This window comes from Arcanobacterium haemolyticum DSM 20595, from assembly GCF_000092365.1.
GTDB lineage: Bacteria > Actinomycetota > Actinomycetes > Actinomycetales > Actinomycetaceae > Arcanobacterium > Arcanobacterium haemolyticum.
On the sequence record NC_014218.1, the window covers coordinates 1,157,848 to 1,180,603 of the forward strand.

A 22,756-nucleotide genomic window follows, 5' to 3' on the forward strand; every position below is an offset into this window, starting at 1 on the left:
GGCGTTCAGACTCCTTGGCGGCGTGGGGCGTCGATTGTGGAGACGTTCAAGGTGATCTCCTCTAACACATCCAGCAGTACGCCCACCGTTTCTAGCGACGTAAGGAGAGTGGCAGAAAATTCTGATGCCTTCGCACGAATCTGGGCACCATCGGATGTCTTGGAGGACTCCCCCACATCCTGCGTGTTTATAATGTAGGAAACATGCCCCGATTCGATCGCGTCGATAATCTCCGTAGACCCTTCAGATATCTTCGACAACACGCGGGTGCGAATCCCATGTTCTTTCAGATAAGCGGCCGTCCCCTTCGTTGCCGCAATATTGAACCCTAAATCGTAAAAACGGCGGATCAGAGCCAAGCTGGCATCCTTATCCTTATCCGCGATCGTGGCCAAAACCGTGCCGTAGTTCAACAATGTCATGCCCGCAGCTTGGAGGGCCTTGTAGAGGGCACGGTTGAGTTCGTCGTCGTACCCTATCGCTTCGCCGGTTGACTTCATTTCTGGCGAAAGGTAAGCATCCAGGCCCTTGATCTTGTTGAAGGAGAACACCGGGGCCTTCACAAAGTAGCGGTCACGTTCGTCTGGGTAAAGTTCGAATATGCCCTGTTCTTTCAACGAAACCCCCAAGATCACACGGGTGGCGATGGCTGGGAGGCCGTAGCCCGTCACCTTAGAGAGGAAGGGGACCGTGCGGGACGAACGCGGGTTCACTTCGATGATGTACACCTTTTCGTCCTCGTCCACAATAAACTGCACGTTGAACAAGCCAACGATTCCGATCGCCTTCCCCAGCGCCTTCGTGTAGGCCAGAATATCGCCCTTGACTTTGTTCGACACCGAAAAGGTTGGGTATACGGAGATCGAATCGCCCGAATGAACGCCCGTATGTTCTACAAGTTCCATGATGCCTGGCACAAACACGTCCTGGCCGTCACAGATCGCATCAACTTCCAGCTCTTTTCCGGAAATATACTTGTCCACCAGTACTGGGCGATCCGTATCGATCTCCAGGCCTTGTGAGAGGTAATGGTGCAGCTGCTCATCCGATCCCACGATTCGCATGGCACGCCCACCCAGCACGAACGATGGCCGCACCAGAACTGGGTAGCCAACTTCGGCGGCCACGGCGATTCCATCTTCCACGTTCGTCACGGCCTTGCCCGGGGCTTGTGGGATGTTGAGGGTGGAGAGGAGACGTTCGAATTCGTCGCGGTCTTCCGCACGGTTGATTGCTTCTAGCGATGTTCCAAGAAGTGTGACGCCGCGGGCTGCCAGCGGGCCAGCAAGATTGATGGCTGTTTGCCCACCGAGCGATGTGATCACGCCAATTGGTTGTTCGTGATCCACGATGTTGAGTACGTCTTCCACCGTGAGTGGTTCGAAGTAGAGCTTATCTGCCGTGGTGTAATCTGTGGAGACAGTTTCTGGGTTGTCGTTGATGATGATGGCTTCGTAGCCGGCGTCTCGGATGGTTTTGATGGCGTGTACGGATGAGTAATCGAATTCCACGCCTTGCCCGATTCGGATTGGTCCTGCGCCGATGACGATCACTTTTTTGCGGTCTGTGATGCGTGAATCGTTGGTGGCGCTGTAGGAAGAATAGAAGTATGGCACGTATGCTCCGGATTTGAGCGTATCGACCATGCGGAAGGCCGGCACGATTCCGGCGCCTGTGCGGGTTGCGTAGATGGCTTCTTCGGTGGTGTTCCACAGGCGTGCGATCACGCTATCGGCAAAGCCCATGGTTTTCGCGACGCGTAGGGTTTCGATATCGCCTGGGTTGTTGGCGAGTGTGCGTTCCATTTCTACGATGGAGGCGAACGATTCGAGGAAGAGCGGCGTGACCAGCGTGGCTTTGTGAAGTTCGGTGAGGTCTGCTCCCCGGCGGATCAGTTCGACGATTGCGAAGATCGTATCAGAGCGGAAGTCGCGCACGTACTCCCACAGTTGCGTATCGGACATCTCCGTGATGCTTGTGGTATCGAGGTGGTCAACTCCAATTTCTAGCGAACGTACCGATTTGAGCAGGCATTCTTCTAAGTTGGAGCCGATTCCCATCACTTCGCCGGTTGCTTTCATTTGCGTTCCGAGCAGGTTTGGCGCGTCCGTGAATTTATCGAATGGGAAGCGTGGGAATTTGGCTACGATGTAGTCCAGTTCTGGATCCGCGCTGGCTACCGTTCCGGCCACCGGGATTTCTGACAGGTGGAGTCCTAGCGCAACTTTCGCGGTGACGCGCGCGATTGGGTATCCCGATGCTTTCGATGCGAGTGCGGACGAACGCGACACGCGCGGGTTGACTTCGATGAGGAAGTATTCCGACGTGGTTGGGTTGAGTGCAAATTGGACGTTGCAGCCACCTTCGATTTTGAGTGACCGGATGAGTTTGAAGGCGGATTGTTTGAGCATCTCCAGGTCAGATTCGTTGAGTGAGAGTGCAGGGGCGACGACGACGGAGTCACCCGTGTGTACGCCTACTGGATCGATGTTTTCCATAGAGCAAATGCAGATCGTATGATCGCTTGCATCGCGCATGACTTCAAATTCGATTTCCTTGTAGCCTACAATCGATTTTTCGATCAGGACTTGGTGGACTGGCGAAAGATGGAGTGCGTTCACCATCATTTCGGTGAGTTCTTCAGGCGAATGTGCGAATCCGCCACCGGTTCCGCCAAGTGTGAATGCTGGGCGAAGCACAACTGGATAGCCAATTCGTTCTGCCGCGGCAAGCGCTTCTTCTACCGTGTAGGCAATGTCGGATGCGATAACTGGTTCGCCTATCGATTCACACAGTTGCTTGAACTGTTCTCGATCTTCGGCGCGTTCGATCGATTCGGAGGGGGTGCCGAGTAGCTGGACACCGCATTCGGCTAGGATCCCCTTCTTTTCTAGTTGCATGGCAAGGTTCAGGCCGGTTTGGCCGCCGATGCCGGGGACGATCGCGTCCGGGCGTTCCTTGCGGATAATTTTGGCAACGTATTCCAGGGTGAGTGGTTCCATGTACACGCGATCTGCCACATCAGAATCGGTCATGATCGTGGCTGGGTTAGAGTTAACTAGGATCACTCGGTATCCTTCTTCTTTCAATGCCAAGCAGGCCTGGGTTCCCGCGTAATCGAATTCAGCTGCTTGACCTATCACGATTGGGCCTGAGCCGATAATGAGGACTGTTTTGATTGTGGTGTTCTTTGGCATGAGTGTTCTCCTCTATCGTTGGCTTATTCGGTGGTTGCGGTTAATGCGTTGTAGACGGTGGTTCCGTCAAAAATCGTGGCTAGGCAACGGCCTTTCACGTTCCAACCGGCGAACGGGGTGGCCCTGCCGAGGGAGACGAATTCGGCTGGATCGATCGTGTACTGCGCATCCAGATCCCACACCGTAAAGTCGGTGGAGCGTGCGGGGATGTTGAAACGTTCACGGCCTGCAGTGGTAAAGAGTTCGACGGCGCGTTCAAGGCTGACAAGCCCAGTATCTACAAACTTCGTGTAGAAGAGCGGGAAAGAGATTTCGATGCCAACCACGCCGAATGATGATCCGGACAGGCCGTGTGCCTTTTCTTCGGCGGAATGTGGTGCATGATCGGTGGCGATCATATCTACTGTTCCGTCAAGCAAAGCGTCAATAAGTGCTTGGCGATCGTGTGGTTCGCGCAGTGGCGGGTTCATCTTGAAACGGCCGTTATCTTCGATCATCGATTCGTCAACAAGAAGATAGTGCATGGCTGTTTCGCAACTGATATTGAGTCCTTCACTGCGAGCTTGGCGAATGAGATCTGCAGATTCTCCACAGGAGATGTGGCACACATGGTAGGCCGGTTTCAGGCCTTCTTCTGCCAGTTCCCGCAGCATCTGAATATCGCGTTCGATCTGTGCATATTCAGCTTCTTTAGGGATACCGATCAGTCCGTGAGCGGCAGCATATGGACCATCGTTGATACATGAATGCGCCGGGCGAATGTCACCAGCTTCGGCATGAACGGCCACAACGCTGTTCGATTCGGTAAGAAGCTTGAGTGCTTCTTTCATTAGATCGCGGTTATCAACCCCATGCCCGTCGTCAGAAAACCCCACCACACGCGGCGCAAGCTCAGTAATATCGCTGAGTTCCTGGCCTGCTTCATTCTTGGTCACGGAAGCGTACGGTAGCGTTTCAATGAGCGAATCACGTTCAATCGCCGCTTCTTCTAGTGCCAACGCTTCACGTGAATCTGGCACCGGATCAAGGTTTGGCATCGCACCCACAGTGGTGAATCCGCCGCGTGCTGCTGCAAGGGATCCTGTAGCGATCGTTTCCTTGTAGGTTTGGCCGGGTTCACGGAAGTGGACGTGCACATCACAAAACCCCGGGAATACAACGACGTTCTGCGATACTGTGCCAGCTTCTTGTGCTTGCCGGATCTGTTCGAGGAGGCGTGGATTTAACATCGCGTCGTTGTTGCACTGTTCGATAGTCGATACCAGGTTCATCATTGTGCCTTCCGCTGGGTGAATGAGGGTACAAAAAAGCCTTGGTTCAAAAACCAAGGCTTAAACGAGAAATAAAAACGAATGTCAAAACGGATCATTCCTGGCTTCCACGATGATGTGGGGATCCAGGAAGAGAAAAATAACCAAGAAAAGAAAGAAGAAAGACGTATCGCATTGTTACTCACTTTCACTCCTTCCCTCATAAAAATTGCGCACATAACGTGCGCTCATTTTGGGCTGAAGTAACTGTAGCAGGCAGAGCTCTACAGACACAACCTCATGTTCACGATGTGGCGCGCAGTACATCAGATGATGAGATTCAGTCTTCATCATGACTATCGGCTTGCGTACGGGGCGGCAGGGATTCCCCTGCCGCCCCGTGGCGTCTAGAATCTTCGTTTTAGAAGCTTGGCAAAATCATAGCGCTGAAGGTAAACGACAAGACGATCCACGCAACTGTAGCAACTGCATATGGAAGAGCCGGCGATTTCTCCATCTGGGCTTCACGGTTGATACCCACATAAAGCAACAATTCCCCAAAAATCGATGCGATCACCGCCAAAAGACCAATGACGATCATCAAGAAGATCATCAGCTTTGATAGCGGTAAAAATGCAATGAGAAGAAGAATCGGGAATAAAACCATCACAGGTGCTAGGGCTACTGTGTAGAGAGTCAGGCCTCGAACAAAACTTATCTTTGCACCACGTACTATGAACACCGCCATCAATGTGGCCACTCGCAAAGCAATACTCGCAATAGTGCCGATGATGAGGCATAGGAAAACAGCAAACCATTCACCAAAAGTCATCAAGAAATAGTGGCCTTCGGAAAACAGCAAACTGCCTAGCAAACGTTCGGGAGAATTGAACGAAGCGAATGCCGATGGCCCTGGAATATAGCGTGCCATCAGTAATGATGCTGGCAACGCATACGCCACCACATAGATACCGGCCACAACCCATGCAAAGAAAGGCTTAGCAAAAATAGCTGAAAACAGCTCTGTGGTACGCCCATGCCACATGTGCATCCACACTTCTGGGAGTTGTTTCAACGCGCGTATCGCAGGCCCTTGTGATGGTTGAGGCTTATTCATCTCTTGCGGGTCTAGATTTTCAGACATGATTCTCTTAAATCCCTTCATGACAACAAACAGGAATTCAATATACCGGACAATAGCGAAGTAACAATAGTCCTTTAATCGATATGTGCTGTTGTCAACGGGAAACGAACCCGAATAGCGAATGACATGAAGAGTAAAACAACCAGCGTGACAACCAACCCAATAATTCCAGAACCTGTGAGCGCCAAGGCCACATATCCAACAAATGCAGAGCCAGCACCCAGCAGAGCATATGGCAACTGTGTATTCACATGAACGATGTGGTTACATCCAGCGCCGGTAGAAGAAAGGATCGTCGTGTCCGAAATCGGAGAGCAGTGATCGCCCCACACGGCGCCAGCAAGAACGGCACCGAAAGCAGCCAGCAATACACCTGCGCCTCCAGGAACAGACCCTAAAATATCGCCTGCAAGCGGCAACAAAATACCAAATGAACCCCATGAAGTTCCGGTTGCAAACGCCATCGCGCCAGCTGCAACAAACATGATTGGAACCAGCCACATCGGAGGCAGGTTAGCCGCCTGAACAAGCTGCCCAACATATTCACCAGTGCCGAGCTGAGAAATCAAACCGCCAAGAACCCAGGCACACAACAGAATCTCGATAGCCGGGAGCATTGACCTGCCGCCTTCAACAACGCCGTGAACGAACGTGCGTCCCGTGAAATCGTCGTCGTTATGCGTGTAACGAACGTAGTAATAAATCGCGGCAACCAAGCCACTCATGCCACCAATGTTCAGTGATACAGCAACGTTTGTTTCTGCCAAAATAGAAAGCAGTGACCATGACTGCGAAGCCTGATGCCCCGTGATCACGATTCCAGCCAACACGCCAACAACAAGGAAAACGAACGGAACAATCAACGCTCGGCGAGCACCAGGTTCATGCTTAGGCAGATTGTCTGTTAGCTGCCCTGGCACTGAAATCTGCAGATCATAGACGTGACCGGTTTCGCGGGCTCGGCGTTCTTCGCCACGCATAGCTCCAAGGTTAAGATCCCACGAAACAGTAATCCACAGTAAAACGATGGCCGCGATCGCGTAGTAATTCATGCCAGCAGCACGTAAAAAGGCCCCGGCTTCTGAAACGTTCAAGCCCACCGCCGTAACGATCGGAGCCATGATGCCGATGATCGATGCACCCCAAGAAGAAAACGGAGCAAGAACGGCCACAGGCGCCGACGACGAATCGATCAAATACGCCAGTTTAGCGCGAGATACGCGATGTTGATCCGAAACTGGACGAGCTACTTGCCCAACTGCAAGTGCGTTGAAATAATCGTCAACGAAAATTGCTGTACCTAAACCGGCAGCAAGTTTCTGGGCTCCTTTTCCGGTGCGGATGCGAGTGGACGTCCACGTCGAAAATGCGGACGTTCCACCTGCCATCAGCACAAGTGACGTAATGACGCCTAACACAAGCAAAAACACCAAGATCAGCACGTAATACTGGTTAACTTGACCTTTTTCACTATCCCAGAACAGGCCAGAAAATACAGACCAGATGAGGGATGCAGTTTTGGTCAACGATGCGTCTGCCGTAAAGAACGCAGCGGTAACAATACCGGCCAGTAAGGAGACGATCACCTTCTTAGTCCAGATCACCAGTACTATCGCAACAATCGGCGGAACTAAGGTCAGAAACGGGTATACCTCAATCATGGACGTCTCCTTTCAGGTAGTTGTTACTAGTAGCAACCGATTAGACCATACTTAGATAGCGCGCGCCAGTGAGAAAGCCTAAGTTTTCAGCTTGTGAGACACTAGCTATTGAGAATGTTTATCGTTAGCTGTATTGTTGGAGCGTTCAAGATACGTCCCAAGGAGGAAATATGAAGAAGGGCATTCACCCTGATTATCACCCAGTTGTGTACCGCGATCGCTCCGCAAACTACATGTTCCTAACACGCTCCACACTCACGTCAGAGAACACCGTGGAATGGGAAGATGGCAACACCTACCCAGTGATTGACATCGAAGTATCTAATGCGTCACATCCGTTCTACACGGGTCAGCGCCGCATCCTCGATACGGCCGGTCAGGTTGAAAAGTTCAACCGCCGATACGGCCGCAAGTAAGACTGCTTCAGGTGTGGCGCGCTGGGTTCCAGTGCGCCACATTTTTTATTACCTCATCCACCACGTCCAGCATCTTTCCGTATTGCATAAACTCGTGAGCAACACCCGGAACATCCACATACGTCACTGGAACACCCGCTTCTTTCAGGCATTCACTCAACAACACCGAATCGTCACGTAGCGGATCGCAATGCGCACTCAGCAGGTAGATTGCGGGCATCCCGTGGTAGTCACGTCCGCATAGTTCAAACACGTCAGCAGGCACGCCTGGCGGCAATACAGCACGTTCGTACATTTCTAGATCTTCGCGTGACATCCCGCGTTCATCGGCACTATATTCAATGCGCGATTGAGTTTCGCCGCGCGTATAGGCCCCATAAAAGAGTGCCAACCCGGCGATTCGTTCACGCACGCATCCTGATTCTTCCTTGTTTGCCAGCGCAAGCCACACTTGTACCATCAGCGTGGCACCGCAACTATCCCCCATGAGAAGAATAGGGCCTGCCCCATCAAGGCTTTCGAGCACACGTACGACGTCATTGATTTGCCGTGGATACGTCGCTTCCGGCGCCAATGAATACTCCACTGACAAAACGGTTGCGTTCAACTCCACGCTCAGACTCCGCAGTAACCGATCATGGCTTCGCGTCTCACCCACGATCCAGCCACCACCATGTGCATATATCACAGTCGTATCAGACGCGTTGTCAGGCGAGTATCGAACACCTGGGATCATCTCTTCTCCGAACGGTACAGCAAAGCGTTTGTGTTCAACACTGGGACCACCCGTATTCCACCACTCACGTTTGGCCACGTAACCGGCTCTCACCTGTTCCATCGTGTCTTTGGAAAGATTGAGTTCACGCCGGATGCGGGCGGCGCGTTCCGCGACCGCCCGCATCTGCGCGCTGAGGTTATCAGCCATCTAGATGCCTTTTGCCGCATCTCGCCACAGCAGTAACGAAGAGATAAAGCCAAGGAAGAGCAAGATTCCGCAGGCTATCAGCACCGCATGCTGGCCGTAGGAGAACCCGCTATGAAGTGCATCTAGCACTGCAGCCTTCCCTTGGCTTAGCCCTTCCATTGGCCCGCCGGCGGAATCGATGGTGATTGTGGCAAGTTTATTTGCTTGAGCTTCGGGAATATGCAACCTTGTGAGGCGATCTGGTAGATCAGCACGGATAGCCGCGGCCAAGGTTGTGCCAGCTAATGCCACACCTAGTGCCGAACCGATCTGACGGAAAGTAGATTGAATCGCAGATCCCATGCCGGATCGTTCAACCGGCACATCCGCCAAAACAACGGAGGCCAGCTGTGCCGATGCCAGGCCCATCCCGCACCCATACACGGCCAACACAACGGCCAGCCAGAGGATGCTGGTGTGTGGTCCTACCAGCGTGGCGGCAAACCCTATTCCAACGACTTCCAGCCCCAGGCCAACAACTACAGTGAGCGCGGGCCCAATCGCCGCAGAAATATGCCGCGCCAAACCGCCAGACACGATGGCGCCGGCCGCAAGCGATGCCAGGATCCATGCGGTATTCATGGGGGAAAGTCCGCGTACGTTCAGCAAATAGAGTGGCAATCCAAATAGCACGCCGAATTCACCGGCAGCAACGGTCAATGCAGTCAGGTTTCCATGGCGGAAGGAGGTGATCTTAAAGAGCGCCACATCAATCAGCACGTTTCCTTTGTGGCGCTGGATCCGCGTCTGGTTCACCATAAAGAGAATAAGGAGCACAACACCGATCGCAAGCGATATAAGCGAGGCGGAAATGGGCGGGTTCCATTCCCATGATCCGATGATGAATGGTTGACGTGGGCTCCACCATCCGTATGTGGTGGCTTCGTTCAAGCCGAATACGATGAAAGCGAATGCCAGCGCGGATGTGAGCGCGGATCCCAGCGGCAACGGCTGAGTATCGTCTTTCGCGTTGTCTGGCAAAACTTTCCATGCGAGCGGCAGTACAGCAACGATTAGTGGCACGTTGACGAAGAAGATCCACGGCCAGGTGAATGTGGTGGTGATCCACCCGCCTAGGAGCGGACCCAGTGCTGCCATTGTAGCCATCGCTGCGCCCCATATTCCGAACGCGGTTGCCCGGCTTCGATCGCGGAAGGTTGCGTTGATTGTTGAAAGGGTTGCGGGAAGTACCATTGCCCCACCGATTCCTTGGAGGGCACGGGCAAGGAGCATGAGTGAGGCGCCGCGGGCGAGCGCAGCGAGCAACGATGCTCCGGCAAAGACGATCAATCCCGTTAGGAAGATCTTTTTCCGGCCCCACTTATCCCCCAATACGCCCATTGGCAGCAGTAGCGCCGCGAACACAACAGTGTAAAGGGAAGATACCCATTGGGCTTGAGTGAGGGTAAGGCCCAGGTCATTGATAATAACTGGCAGAGATACTGCCACGATTGTTCCGTCTAGAACAATCAGAGAGACACCGAAGATCAGAACAAAGAGTATGTTCCAGTAGCGTCGTTCCATAGCAGTCAGCTTTCAGGCAAGAAGTTTGTGTGAGTGTTTCGGAGAAGTCCGAAGGCATGGCGCGTTGTATCACGCGCGGTAGTGAGGGGTGACGACGACGAACGGGCTTGGCGTAACGCCAACCGTAAAATGTGTTCGCCGATCACGCTCAGCAAAGAGAGCGCTACTGGATCGTCGTTCCCTAGGCGCTTGCGGAGATTTTCGTGGAGAGCCTGGGCGTGCGCTATTTCGGCTTCCTGGTTAGGTATTTCTGCTGGTGCACTCGATTGGTGCACCAGATGGGTGAGGATAAATTCTGAGCGTGCAGCCAGTTCTAGATCGTCACATGTTTCCAGCGTGGCCATAATCGCGTTATCAAGCACCTGCCACACGTCAGTGTTTTCTGGCGCGTGCAGGACTTCCCTAGTGTAGAACGAGCGAAGTTCAAACAACGGTTCAAGGAGCGCACTCATTTTTGATGGGAAGTGATTGAAAAATGTGCGGCGTGAGATTCCGGCGTGACGAGCAATATCGTCAACCGAAATCGCATCAATGGATTGGGCGTTATCGGTCAGTTCGATCGCGGATCGAACGATGGCGTCACGAGTTTCTCGGCGTTTTGTTTCACGCCACGGACATTCAGTCATAGTTGCACTCTAGTGCAACTATGCACTCAAGTGCAATTATTAGGATGTGACGACGCTGACGGCGAACAACCATCCACACCAGGCTGCCGCAACACTCGCAACGCACATCACCGTAACCCGCGATAACGCCACCCGATAATAGCCCCGCTCAACCAACGAAGCAGCCTCAACACTTGCCGTACTAAACGTTGTAAACCCGCCACACAACCCCGTTCCCACAATCACAGAGGCAGAACCAAGCACAGGCGCTAATCCCACAACCAGCCCCAACACAAACGATCCCACAACATTGATCACCACAGTTGCCGATACCACGCGCACAAACCGAGCCAACACAGGCGCCAACATCCGATCTGTCAGAAACCTCAAGCCTGCACCCACGCCACCCGCGAGCGCCACGATCATCATGACTTACCCCGCAATCGACGCCCCAACGCGGATCCTGCTAACGCCAGCACAACTCCCCCAATGACGCTTGCCAGAATATAGCCCAACGCCATCACCAGATTCGCTTCAAGCAATCCAAGAGAATCAACCGCGAAAGCCGAATACGTCGTAAATCCACCCATAAAGCCGGTACCGAAAAAGAGACGCAACCACGGGGTCGTCGTCACCCCATACACCACCGCAAGCAGAAAACTCCCCACAAGATTAATACCCAACGTAACCCCAGCACCATAATCAGCACTCCAGAGCATCCCCAGCAAAGCACGAACAAACGTTCCCGCCACGCCACCGCACACAACCAACACACACTGGCGAAGCATCACTACCCCACAGTCAAGCGTGCCTGAATAACCAACGGAACAGTCTTCTTCTGCATACTCGTACGTGCAACCGCCGCAACAATCGTCACGCGCGTGGGGATATCACCGCGCCTCACATGGATGATCAGATTCACGCTCGATCCGCTTATTTTCCACTCGCTTACGCCACGCGGCAAAAATAATCGGCAAAACGGAAATAAAAACGATCAACAGCATGATGCCTTCGATCGATTTAGTAACCCCAGGAATATTACCGAGCACAACACCCACGGCAGTCATCAAAAACACCCAAATAATTGCGCCAGAAATGTTCCACCCTACAAACTTCTTATAGTGCATGTTGGCAGTTCCTGCCGAAACTGGTACAAAGGTTCGCACGATCGGCACGAAACGGCCGAGCACTAAGGCAAGCGGCCCCCACTTATGGAAGAAAGCTTCCGTTTCGTGCAGATGCTTCATGCTTAAGACTTTCGCATCCTCCTTGAACAGGCCGCGCCCAAACCTATGCCCCAGCCAGAAACCGATCTGGTCACCTGCAATCGCAGCAAGAATAGCAACGATTAAAAGCGACCATACAGACAGGTTCAGTTCATGGCGCAGGGCAGCTGCCGTTACAAGCAAGGAATCGCCTGGCAAGAACGGGAAAAGAACGCCAGATTCGATAAACACGATAATACCGATGCCAAACAAAACCCATGGCCCAAGACTCTGCAAAAGTGCAGCTACGTCCAGTTGAGCCATCAGTTGATGAATCCATTCCATTACTGTGCGTCCTTCTCTTAAAGTACACGCCTCATACGGCCATACCAGACTGTATAACCTAACGGCGATACATTCGTAAAACTAGTCTTCAGTGTAAGCACATACCCACACGATCCGAGCCATACACCAAGTAGCGTTCCTCACCTTTACGCTGGCGCCTCGGCTCACAGTCAGTGATTAGCTACGTGCTCTTGGACTGTCTGGCGAGCTCGTGCCACGGCTTCTTCAGTTGTTTCAAACAAATGATCTTCGATGGGGAGCGATCCGAACAGTTTCATGTTCCGCGCAGTACGAAGATGTTCTGGACGGAGCCCCTTCAGATACACAACGATTCCTTGCCGTTCGAATCGACTAATAACATCAGCAAGCGCATTGGCACCGGACGCATCCAGGATTCCCACGTGGGACATGGAGAAAACAACCACGCGAATATCGCGCCCGTACTCTCCTATTTCTTCTGCCACGCGATCGGCCACACCGAAGAACATGGATCCGTCGAGCCGCAAGAGTGCGATATGTTCATCTCCTGGCATTGGCGGGATTGGAAGTGGCAAGCGAACAACACCAGACATTCGGGAAAGATGGCGAATTGCCAACACGGCAGCAAGAAGCACACCGATGATGATGGCTTGGATCAGATCGAATGTCACGGTAACAAGTGCTGTCATCCAGAACACCACCATGTCTGATCGGGTTGAGGTGGTGACTTTGCGCAGGGTGGCTGGCGATACCATCCGGGTTGCGGTAACAAAGAGGACGCCGGCTAAAGTAGCGAGCGGAATTTGGGACACGAGTGGCGATACGAAGTAGACCACGCACAAGAGCACAATGGCATGTGTTACCGCAGCGAGCCGGCTTCGCGCACCTGATTTCACATTCACGGCTGTGCGAGCGATCGCGCCAGTTGCGGGCATTCCGCCGAATACTCCAGCCCCAATTGAGGCGAGACCTTGCCCCACGAGTTCTCGATCCGGGTGATACGAACCTTGCCCCGGCATTCCGGCAGCAACGCGCGCAGAAAGGAGTGATTCAATTCCGGCCAGCATGGCAACAGCACACGCGGTAGGAATGAGTTGTTCTACCGTGTAGAGCGATAGTGTTGGCGCGGACGGCGCCGGCAGCGCGTGCGGGAGTTTCCCGATCACTGGAACATTGAGCGCGATCAGCCACACTGCGATCGAAGAAACTATCACGGCCATGAGTGACGCTGGCAGTTTGGGAGCGATTTTTTCAGTTGCGAGGATGAGGACGACGACTGAGGCGACGATCCCAAGCGTGTATATCGACGTTGGCCACAACGCTGCTTGGAATGCTAACAGAACGGACTGAAGTGTGCTGTGGCCTGCAGGAATGGATACTCCTAACGCCAAAGGAACTTGTTGCATGGCGATGATCGTGGCAATGCCAAGGGTAAATCCTTCCACAACCGACCAAGGGATAAGTGAAATCGCTTTGCCAAGTCCAAGTACGCCGGAGATGACCAGGATTATTCCTGCCAAGATACTCAGGAGCATAATGGACGATACGCCATGTTCGGCAACGATCGGCGCAAGAATTACTACCATTGCCCCTGTTGGCCCGGATACCTGAACGTGTGAACCGCCAAAAACTGCGGCGATAATACCTGCAACAACAGCCGTAATAAGGCCTGCCGCTGCTCCGACACCAGATGATACGCCAAACGCTAAAGCTAAAGGAAGGGCAACAATTCCTACAGTGATGCCAGCAACAAGATCTGCACGCCAGGTTTTGCGCACGTGGCGCCAATCCCGCCACGAAGGAAGTAATTTTCTCATGTGTGGCAGGGTGCCAAAGCCCGGTTTCACAGATCGTCCTCTTTATAATTATCGATTCATCATACAAACAGGAGTCAATATAGCACCGGGCTCACGCACCACCGGGTTACTAAGGTCAGGAAAAGGCCCTATTCGTGTTGAACGGCATAGTAATGCGACTTACATGGACGTCAATCGACTGTTCAGCACTCCCGGCCACATATTCGATCTTGTCATTACGATCAATGCGATACGACTGATCGTAGCGGTCCTTAGAACCTGCAATGCTACCAACGAAACCTTGTTCGTCGCCGTAATAAGTTACAGGCTGACCGCGAGTCAAGTACATCAGTTCATCTGCTAACTTTGATCGATCCATCTGATGATCTGAGTCTTTGAATCGACGGGAAGTTTTCGTTTCCTTTTGCGTACCCAGTTGCGATGCAGCGATCGTTTTTAGGGTTGCCGTTGGCGAAGCGATCAGTCATAACAAAGTAGAAGTTTTGCCCAGCGCCTGGGTGGCGATATGGTGTTTTGACCAGCGCGTCGTCTTCTGAACGATATTCTTTTGCCAGTTCTTCAGAGCTTATGGATACTTTCCCAGTCGCGTCCGAATAGCCAAACGTTAGTTTCGTTGGGTGCGTGAGGTTGAGGTGGAAATTTTTCCCTGCGTTACCGTGTCCACCATTCCCGACGGCGTTGTTCCACGTTTCGTTGAGCACCAACTTAAATTCGTGCCTACCTGCGGGGATCCTCCATGTTCCGCTCTAGGTACGGGCGTGATCATCACGTGTAAGTTGTGTGCGATCGCATGTTTCAGACCAATTTTCTTCACAGCCTAAATGTTGTTGCATTGTGCCTGTTTGGGTTGAGGCGTGGGCTTTTTGGGTGCCGTATCCGTTCAGGAGGCCAGTAGCTATGAGGGAAAAAGTTGCGATAAGCGCCCATGTTTTTCGCCATGGACAAGAAGACGTATTTACTTTAATGTGTGTTATTGCAGGCATGTGTAAGACTCCTTAGAGTATTCGGGGAAGTCCCGTTAATGTGCTTTTAGTTTAAACCTAGAAATTGTGCCATCCATCACTTACGGGAAGATTGCGGTAAAACCCCCGCACACCTTCAGAGAATTCACAGCCACACGCATGCCTAAAATTTTTCTCACAAATAATTCGATTTTTTGAACATATTAGCAATGCGGGCCAAAACTGATTGACTTAAGCACATAAGTTTCATAAGTTGGCGGCACTACATAAAAATGTAGTGTCGGCGGGAGCAATATAGATATCTACCTATATGCCCCTTTCGTACAATGACGTATGTAAACGACGAGGATTTTCCATGAAATCACCAATAAGAAGATTATCCGCTTCAATAGCAGCGCTTGCTCTAGCAGGAACTGGAGCAGCAAGCGTCGCACAGAGTGCTTACGCAACGGAAAATGATACCGGCCCAATAATTCTGGACAAAGTTGATTCACGTTCCGAAGCATTACTTCACGATGTGATCATCGATCAACTTCCTTTCGGAAAACCAGGAGTTTATGAAAGGTTTTCACCGAAAAAACACGATTATGAAGCAACTGCGTATTACCACACGAAATCGATAACGATCCGCACGATCGCTAAAGAAGGCATCACTCCAACAATCAATGGAACCCCAGTTGATCAGCAGGGACGAGGCACGGTTGCTCTTTCTAACGGCGATAATACTGTAACGATTACGGCAGGCTCAGAAACATATCGAATCAACGTTCATAAAGTAAATACAGATTTCCGCGGCAACGTCATGCTTTCAGCGACTGCTACAACCAGTTCTGGTACTGAATCGGACAACAAAGCTGTTGTAGATAATAACCGTGATACCCATTGGCAGGTAGCCACAGCAGTCCAGAAAAAGACTTGGGATGAACAGCCCACAGGCATTGAACTCCATCTAAGCAAAGCACAATACGTTGCCCGGTTAACGGCGTGGGGACTACCGGTGTCTCACAAAGGTTCAGCATGGAATCAATTAGGGTCATCTGTAAGTATTGCCATCCAGACTGAAGATGCCGGAGAATGGGTAGAAGTTGTTTCTCAAGCAAATGTGCGCAATGACGGCGGTATCTGGTATTGGGATCTTGGCGGATACCATAAAGCCAAGAACATTCGGCTCTGGCTAAACCCTACAACAAATGTTGAAAATCCCAAAGAGGCAACTATCGACTCTATTCGCTTTGACGATGTTGAAATCTGGGGGCTTCCAGAAGGGAAAACTCCCGAAGCACTACCAGCGGAGCCAGCAAAGAACAGCACAGGTTTCAACCCAGGAACAGGTAAATGGGGCGTGGATCGTGCACAGGCTCTCGCACTTCAATACGGAATACTTATGCCTGCGTGGATTCCGAGTGAATCCTATGGGCGTTCTGTGATGAACAAACATGAACAAGATCTTTCGGGCGGGGCAATCCCCATGTTCTATGATCCACCGTTGTTCAACACTCCAGCTATGAAAGCGCTGGGAAATTCGCCATGGTCTATAGCCAAAGCACCTGGTGGAAATAATTCACTTACTGATCAGGCTGAGCTCAAAGACTTCTTGTCGGAAAACATGCAAGCTTACCGATCATCACTTGTTGATATTCAGTATGGTGATGAAGGCGGATATGACGAACATCAGTTACGCCTTTTTAAAAAATGGTTCGAATGGTCCAAAAATCAGTATCCAGGCGCAATCACTCACAGCAATCAAAACGGTGACGGAACATGGATAAATAATATTTCCACATACGTCAGTCAAGCCAAACCAGATTTATTAAGCTGGGATACCTACTACTACATGGGGAATGATAACCCGAATATGAACCCTGCAAATGCGGTTCAATCCCATTTGAGCACTACTGTGTGGAAAACATATCGTAAGGCGGCACTCGAAGGCCTGACCGGCGATGGTACTCAACCCATCATGTACGGCCAGTATTTAGACTACAACCACCAATCCAACGTATCCGAATCGCAAAAATCCATCACCACAATGCTCTCCTTAGCTTCCGGGCAAAAATGGCTTGGCTTATTCCGAATGGAACAAAATGGATTCGATAAAGGTGGCCTATTCGATCACGATGGCGCTCCGACACATGAATTCTACGAATTTGCGGATGGGTTTAAAGACGCACAAGGGATGGGCAAAAAGCTCGTAGCACTCAACAATACATATGTTGCTACAGTCCCCGGAACATATAACGGATCCAAAAACTCAGCACCAAGTGGCTGGAAGATGGGTAAATTTACAAGTAGTGATGCGCGAAAAGTCAATGCCGAATATGGTGTGATCAACGTAAGCGCAACCAACATCGGAACAACCAATAATGGAGAACCAGGCGACGTCGTCGTCGGGTATTTCGATAAACTACCAGGACTCGAAGACGCCAAAACAAAAGAAATTTTCGGAACCAACGCAACAAACCCGAAAGCTATCATGGTAGTCAACGGTCTGGTTGGCCAAACAGACAAACTCGTCCAACTCTTGGAACCAAGAACCGATAACGGCGCTTTCTGGCAAACCGCGCAAGACGTCACCCTCACACTTGCCAAACCAACCGACGCAGCCAAACTCATGCTCGTAGACTCGAAGACCGGACAACAAACAGAAGTTACCCCAAAGATAAACGAACATAATGCCACCGTGACACTACGACTCGGTGGCGGACAAGGCGCTCTACTGTACTGGACCGCCCCAAACAAAGCCGATAATGGTGAAGTACCCGCACCTGATGATCCAGCCGCGAAGATCGGAACACCATTCCATCCATCCAAAATCTGGGCAGATTCTGAGCAATTTACCAAAGAAACTCGGCCAAACGGAACAAAAGAAGCTCTGCTTGATGGTACCGATACTGATCCAAATACAGAAACCTTCTGGCATTCCCAATGGGACCCACAACCCCAACCAGATTTCCCACATGCACTTGTTGTTCCTACTGACGGAAAGCTCATATGCGGAGCAACCACAACCGCTCGCGAAGGAGCTAGCGATGGGCCTCAAAAGGCAACTTACTACCACGGCCCTGCTCGCGAAACGTACGTTAAACCTCAACCAGATGGTCAATGGGAAAACTTTACTGAAGTGAAAACTGTAACCCTTAATGCATCTGGCCAAACGATCGTTAAATTCGATCAACCAGTTAAAGCAGACGCGATTGGTTTAGGACTTTTCAACAGTATCGCAGAAGGGAAAAAGTACACTCATATGGCAGATCTTCGCCTGATTGAGTGCCCGAAGGAAACCTTCCCAGCCGATCCGCCGAAAACTAATTCTCCACAAACACCCCTTCCGCCAAAAACGGATCTGGTAATGGACACGATACCCTCGAACATCCCTAAGGCCACTACCCCAGTCACAAAACACTTGGCTGCTACAGGTACATCCTTAGCACCCCTTGCGCTAATCGCACTCGGCCTCATAGCTACAGGAGCTCTAGGCCTAGCTAAACGCAGAACACGGGCCCTCTAGTAATAGAAAATGTGTGCGGCTGGTTGCCAGCCGCACACATTTCTTTAGCATCCGTAAAACATTACTAACACCCGCATGAATGCCCTAACATCAATTGCACAGGGAAAAGCGACACATCGTTATCATCGCATGGCTCTTTTGCCAACAAAGATTCAACCGCAAAATTAGCCATCTCGCATACAGCTTGGGCGGCAGTTGATAATCAAGGGTAGGTGTAATTCACATTGTCTACCGCGCGTTTTTCCTAGTGGCAGGCTGGTTTCGCCCCATCCGTGTGACCTGCGTCCCGCATCGCTTTGTATCCAACTCGTACGGTCTGCGAGCATATCGATGAATCACGCACTTCTCTGTCTACCTGACACCTTTCGGCAGCACTCATACTTTTCGGCGCAAGCTACACTTTTTGGCGCTCCCCCCTAGAGTGTCATTCGCGATCCGATCGAAGCACCTAAAACGCGCCCACACATCCTCTCCTGCGCCTGCTCTAAGCCATGCCAGAAACACAATGAACCCCTCGTTTTCCGCGTTCTGCCAAGTAAAACTCGGAACCCGAGGGGTTCGTGCCGCACTCACACTTTTGTATCCAAAGTAGAGTGCAGATGGTTGCCTCTACGCTACTATGGATACTTTTGTGTAGCGGGGGTAGTTTTTAGAAAGGGGGTGTACTTTCCACGCAGGGGGTACTTTCGCCACGTCCGCACCTTTCGATCTGATTCTTTATTCCCGATGTTGCTTCGCTGCTTCGTTACCGAAGATCAAATCGCATCAAGGCTTTATGTTTGCGCGTAGTTCACTGATAGAATGAGCGCGAACATAAGTTGAGTATGGGGTGTGTGTCATGGTTCAAAGCATTCCCATGCTGGTCTACCCCACCGCCACGATCATTGCCGAGAAACTCCAAACCATCCTATCAAGGGCCACGTTCAACACTCGCATGCCCGAATTCTAAGGAGAAAAATGTTTATATTAGAATTACACCAAGGTGGAATGAGCACAGAGCTAGGACTATTTGACACCATAGAAGAAGGAAGAAAATTTGTATCTCAACTTAAAGGATACAAATTTGAAGAGATAGACGGATTTGAATACGAAACTATAAAGCTAGATTCAATCTCAGACTACATGGAACTAGAAATAAACGGCAACATAGTACCACTAACTAAGTTTATGTTTACAGAAGATGGCGATGTAGAAGTATATTGGAAAGAAATTCCAAACCTATCTAAAAAAGGAAAAGGAATCGTAGAAGGTACAACTAGAGTGGATGCCTACACAGTAGCGAATTCAGATTTAAGAGAATATATCGAAGCGAGAGATAATAATTATTTAGAAGTAAAGAAAAATCTAGAAAAGAAAGGCTACCAAGTAGAAAGAGCCTACTTCGGATCAGAAGACGGAGAAGCAATCCTATTTAGAAAAAAAGATTCAGAAGATTGGCACTTCTTAACCCATATGGATCCAGAATTCACAGAAGAATTTGATTTAGATGAATGTTTAGAAATGGTAGAAGAAGATAATTAAATTGAAAGCTAAAAGCCACCACTCGGTGGTTTTTTATTTCTAAATTCAGGATGCCTCATGTCTATTTGAGTCTGGAATGGTTTTCATGTCTCGTATTTTTTTGAGTGTGTGATGGGTGTTAGGCGAGCCGGGTTTTGATTCCGTGTTCGTAGCGTTGTTCGTGGCGTTTTTGTTTCAGGGCCGATGGTCAGTGTCTCGGTTTTCTTTCATGGATGGCTGATGAGGTGGTTTTGAAGGCGGGTGATTTCTTGGGTGAGTTCAGCGTGGTTGTCGCCCTTCACGACGCGCTCTTGACGTTCGGCTGTCAACGGTCGATCGTTGCCGTGCTCATAGATAACACGTCAGCCCGGGTGTTCTTGTGTTGTAGTGCTCGCCATCGATACGTTCACCGTGGCGTTCACGGGGCGTCAATCTATGCTGGCAGTCCCGCAGCCACATATGTCCCGCACGCCATACCTTCCACAATCCAGATCCGGATGAAGAATGTCTTCGCTCCTACACGGTAAACCTGACCTAACCGTTTAGCTACGTCAACACCCACCATTTCCAGAGCTACTTCCTCATTTATACGACAATTATTTCGCGCTCAGAACACGTAAGGCACCACTAACGCTTCACACTCATTTTCCATAAAGTACGTCGTTCGGTTGAAATGACGGATAGTTTTCAGTATCCTACTTCGTGGCCGAATTGCGCCTGGCGTGTATGCGCCTCGGTTTGGTTTGGCTCACATACTGTACATTTGGCGAATGCCTCTGGGGGGGTGCCCCTATGTTGTGTGTCAAGCTGCCAGGGCGGTGTCGGGGACGTCGTAGAGGGTGCCGTCTCGGAGCATGGCGTACAGGACTGTGAGTCTGCGGTGGGCGAGGGCGATGATGGCTTGGTTGTGTCGTTTGCCTTGGGCTCGTTTGCGGTCGTAGTAGGCGCGGCTGACCGGGTCGGTGCGGATCACGGCGAAAGCTGACAGGAACAGGGCGCGTTTGAGGCGTTTGTTGCCTGAGTGGCTGACTCGTTCAGACTTGATCGATGACCCGGACTGACGGGTGGTCGGTGCCAGGCCAGCGTAGGAGGCCAGGGCTGCTGAGCTGGTGAAGGTCTTCCCTGCAAGTTCAGCGATGATCACGGCAGCGGTCCTGAGACCGATGCCGGGCATGGATCTCAGGACCAGGTAAAGAGGGTGGGTGGCCACGATCTTCTCTACCTCTGAAGCGACGTTGGCGCGTTGAGCGTGCAGGCTCACCAGTTGGCGGGCCAGGTGCGGGATGACTAGGCCCGCGGCTTCGGTGCCGGTGACTATCACCGACTGCTTCGCTAGCGCGGTAAGAATATCCTCGGTCCATGCAGCGTGGCGGCGAGCTCCGTGCTTTTTGAGTTTCGCATCCATTCTGGCTCGCCCGGCTTTGCGTAGAGCCTGCGGGGTTGGCCAGGTAGCGAGCACTTCGAGGATCGCGTCATGTTCCAGGCGTGGTCCGAGAACTCTTTCCAGTTCAGGGTGGATTTGGGTGAACAGCCCGCGGATCCGGTTGGAGACTTGATTGACCTGCCGTGAGAGGTCAAGGTCGAAACCGGTGAGCATCGCCAGTCCTGCCTCGTCCTGGTCGGTCTTGGTGAGCTGGCGCAGGGTGTGGGGAAGGCTGCGGGCTGCGTCAGCGATAATGAACGCATCCTTTTCATCAGTCTTCGCCTCGCCCGGGTATAGGTCAGCGATCCGGCGCATGGTCAGCCCCGGCAGGTAGGCGACCTCGATGCCCATATGTTGGGCGACCGCGATGGCGAGAGCGCCGATTGTTGCCGGCTGATCCACGACCACCAGCACAGAGCCTTTCGCTGACAGATTCGTGTAGATATCAGTGAGTTTTTGTTCGTTGTTGGGCAGGGTCTTATTCCATAACACCTGCCCGGAATCGGTTAGTGCGCAGGCCCAGTGGTCGGTCTTGCCGACGTCCAGTCCTAGAAAAATGTCTGGTCGGTCAGTTCTCATGGCAGTTGTCCTCTCGGTTTGCACCATAAGTCGGCCGAGCCTAGACAGCACGCCTCACATCCACGTTACGACAGGCATCCATCCTTGGTGCCGAGCCCCTAATCAGCGATCACATGCTGGCAACCGACCCTGGTGGCAACACCCCCCGGATCATTGGATAGACAGGGGCAAGACACCATGCCAGGGCGGCTGGCCGACAATCCCAATCAACACCCGCCAATCAGGACCTGTCAACAAGGTAACGGGTGAGTACACTCGGTGTTTAATGCGTGTGGCTGGTGTGTGGCACGGGTAGAGGTAAATTGCCGGTGACACTGGTAAAGCAAAGACTTCTGGTACTCGTGCGGATGTAGTACAACGTGATGTCACAGCTGACGGTCTGATCCGGTTATGGGTCGCGTCACGTATGTAAACAGTTACGGGATTTGTGTATGCCGTGTTTGTTAGTGATGTGTTTAGTAGGAAGATTGTGGGGTGGGTGTTATCAGATTCGATGCGAACAAAAGCACTACCACTGCAGACGCTCAATCAGGCAATGCATAGTGCTCACTCGGCCACTGATCTCATCCATCATGCTGGTTCGAGGTGTCCTTGGTGTATCACGAGCGGCTCGCAGCTGCCGAATTACTGAGTCTACAGGCAGTGTTGGGGATTGTTACGATAACGCGCTAGCAGGA

Annotated in this window: 18 protein-coding genes; 3 read left to right on the forward strand and 15 right to left on the reverse strand. The window is 51.6% G+C overall.

Going from position 1 to position 22,756, the window contains the following annotated elements:
• Window positions 1-5 precede the first annotated feature (5 nt).
• From carB to ARCH_RS05220, 4 genes are all read right to left on the reverse strand, one after another.
• On the reverse strand, window positions 6-3,197 hold the full coding sequence (carB, locus tag ARCH_RS05205) for a carbamoyl-phosphate synthase large subunit (RefSeq protein WP_013170240.1): 3,192 nt from the start codon (window positions 3,195-3,197) through the stop codon (window positions 6-8).
• 23 nt (window positions 3,198-3,220) lie between these two features.
• Window positions 3,221-4,471 carry a dihydroorotase gene (locus ARCH_RS05210; RefSeq protein ID WP_111724898.1) on the reverse strand — a complete coding sequence of 417 codons (1,251 nt, stop codon included), beginning with the start codon at window positions 4,469-4,471 and terminating at the stop codon, window positions 3,221-3,223.
• A gap of 397 nt (window positions 4,472-4,868) precedes the next feature.
• A complete protein-coding gene (locus ARCH_RS05215; protein WP_013170243.1) occupies window positions 4,869-5,591 on the reverse strand; it encodes a hypothetical protein in 723 nt (240 codons plus the stop codon).
• Window positions 5,592-5,665: 74 nt separating this feature from the next.
• Window positions 5,666-7,252, reverse strand: a complete 1,587-nt coding sequence (locus ARCH_RS05220) for a Na+/H+ antiporter NhaC family protein (protein ID WP_013170244.1) — start codon at window positions 7,250-7,252, stop codon at window positions 5,666-5,668.
• Window positions 7,253-7,422: 170 nt separating this feature from the next.
• On the opposite strand from ARCH_RS05220, the gene ARCH_RS05225 reads away from it, so the two are divergent.
• Complete coding sequence (locus ARCH_RS05225) at window positions 7,423-7,668, forward strand: type B 50S ribosomal protein L31 (RefSeq protein ID WP_013170245.1); 246 nt, start codon at window positions 7,423-7,425, stop codon at window positions 7,666-7,668.
• A gap of 7 nt (window positions 7,669-7,675) precedes the next feature.
• On the opposite strand, the gene ARCH_RS05230 is transcribed toward ARCH_RS05225, so the two are convergent.
• The 10 genes from ARCH_RS05230 to ARCH_RS05270 all read right to left on the reverse strand — a co-directional run bounded on the left by ARCH_RS05230 (window position 7,676) and on the right by ARCH_RS05270 (window position 14,838).
• Window positions 7,676-8,593 (reverse strand): alpha/beta hydrolase fold domain-containing protein, encoded by a 918-nt coding sequence (locus ARCH_RS05230; RefSeq protein ID WP_013170246.1) that lies wholly within the window; start codon window positions 8,591-8,593, stop codon window positions 7,676-7,678.
• Window positions 8,594-10,156: an MFS transporter gene (locus ARCH_RS05235; RefSeq protein ID WP_013170247.1), complete on the reverse strand. Its 1,563-nt coding sequence runs from the start codon at window positions 10,154-10,156 to the stop codon at window positions 8,594-8,596. It abuts the gene before it with no gap.
• 5 nt (window positions 10,157-10,161) lie between these two features.
• Window positions 10,162-10,782, reverse strand: coding sequence for a TetR/AcrR family transcriptional regulator (locus tag ARCH_RS09380; RefSeq protein WP_013170248.1), 621 nt, complete (start codon window positions 10,780-10,782; stop codon window positions 10,162-10,164).
• A gap of 39 nt (window positions 10,783-10,821) precedes the next feature.
• Window positions 10,822-11,190 carry a fluoride efflux transporter FluC gene (locus ARCH_RS05245; protein WP_013170249.1) on the reverse strand — a complete coding sequence of 123 codons (369 nt, stop codon included), beginning with the start codon at window positions 11,188-11,190 and terminating at the stop codon, window positions 10,822-10,824.
• Window positions 11,187-11,549: a fluoride efflux transporter FluC gene (locus ARCH_RS05250; RefSeq protein ID WP_041640377.1), complete on the reverse strand. Its 363-nt coding sequence runs from the start codon at window positions 11,547-11,549 to the stop codon at window positions 11,187-11,189. Before ARCH_RS05250 ends, ARCH_RS05245 begins: the two co-directional genes overlap by 4 nt.
• Window positions 11,550-11,551: 2 nt before the next feature.
• The gene (locus ARCH_RS10320) at window positions 11,552-11,683 is read right to left on the reverse strand and encodes a hypothetical protein (protein WP_261974463.1); all 132 of its coding nucleotides are present in this window, start codon (window positions 11,681-11,683) and stop codon (window positions 11,552-11,554) included.
• Complete coding sequence (locus ARCH_RS05255) at window positions 11,652-12,311, reverse strand: DedA family protein (protein WP_013170251.1); 660 nt, start codon at window positions 12,309-12,311, stop codon at window positions 11,652-11,654. The genes ARCH_RS10320 and ARCH_RS05255 overlap by 32 nt, the downstream gene beginning before the upstream one ends.
• A 170-nt stretch (window positions 12,312-12,481) precedes the next feature.
• On the reverse strand, window positions 12,482-14,107 hold the full coding sequence (locus ARCH_RS05260; RefSeq protein WP_041640895.1) for a SulP family inorganic anion transporter: 1,626 nt from the start codon (window positions 14,105-14,107) through the stop codon (window positions 12,482-12,484).
• Between the two features lie 115 nt (window positions 14,108-14,222).
• Complete coding sequence (locus ARCH_RS10485) at window positions 14,223-14,465, reverse strand: alpha-amylase family glycosyl hydrolase (RefSeq protein ID WP_111724897.1); 243 nt, start codon at window positions 14,463-14,465, stop codon at window positions 14,223-14,225.
• Window positions 14,440-14,838 carry a hypothetical protein gene (locus tag ARCH_RS05270; protein ID WP_389401088.1) on the reverse strand — a complete coding sequence of 133 codons (399 nt, stop codon included), beginning with the start codon at window positions 14,836-14,838 and terminating at the stop codon, window positions 14,440-14,442. The genes ARCH_RS10485 and ARCH_RS05270 overlap by 26 nt, the downstream gene beginning before the upstream one ends.
• 586 nt (window positions 14,839-15,424) lie before the next feature.
• Between ARCH_RS05270 and ARCH_RS05275 the strand changes: the two genes are divergently transcribed.
• Both ARCH_RS05275 and ARCH_RS05280 read left to right on the forward strand, forming a co-directional pair.
• On the forward strand, window positions 15,425-18,577 hold the full coding sequence (locus ARCH_RS05275; protein WP_013170253.1) for a cadherin-like beta sandwich domain-containing protein: 3,153 nt from the start codon (window positions 15,425-15,427) through the stop codon (window positions 18,575-18,577).
• A 957-nt stretch (window positions 18,578-19,534) separates the two neighbouring features.
• Complete coding sequence (locus tag ARCH_RS05280; protein ID WP_013170254.1) at window positions 19,535-20,098, forward strand: hypothetical protein; 564 nt, start codon at window positions 19,535-19,537, stop codon at window positions 20,096-20,098.
• Window positions 20,099-20,879: 781 nt separating this feature from the next.
• Here the strand turns inward: ARCH_RS05280 and ARCH_RS05285 are convergent.
• Complete coding sequence (locus tag ARCH_RS05285; protein ID WP_013169363.1) at window positions 20,880-22,079, reverse strand: IS110 family RNA-guided transposase; 1,200 nt, start codon at window positions 22,077-22,079, stop codon at window positions 20,880-20,882.
• Window positions 22,080-22,756: the final 677 nt, after the last annotated feature.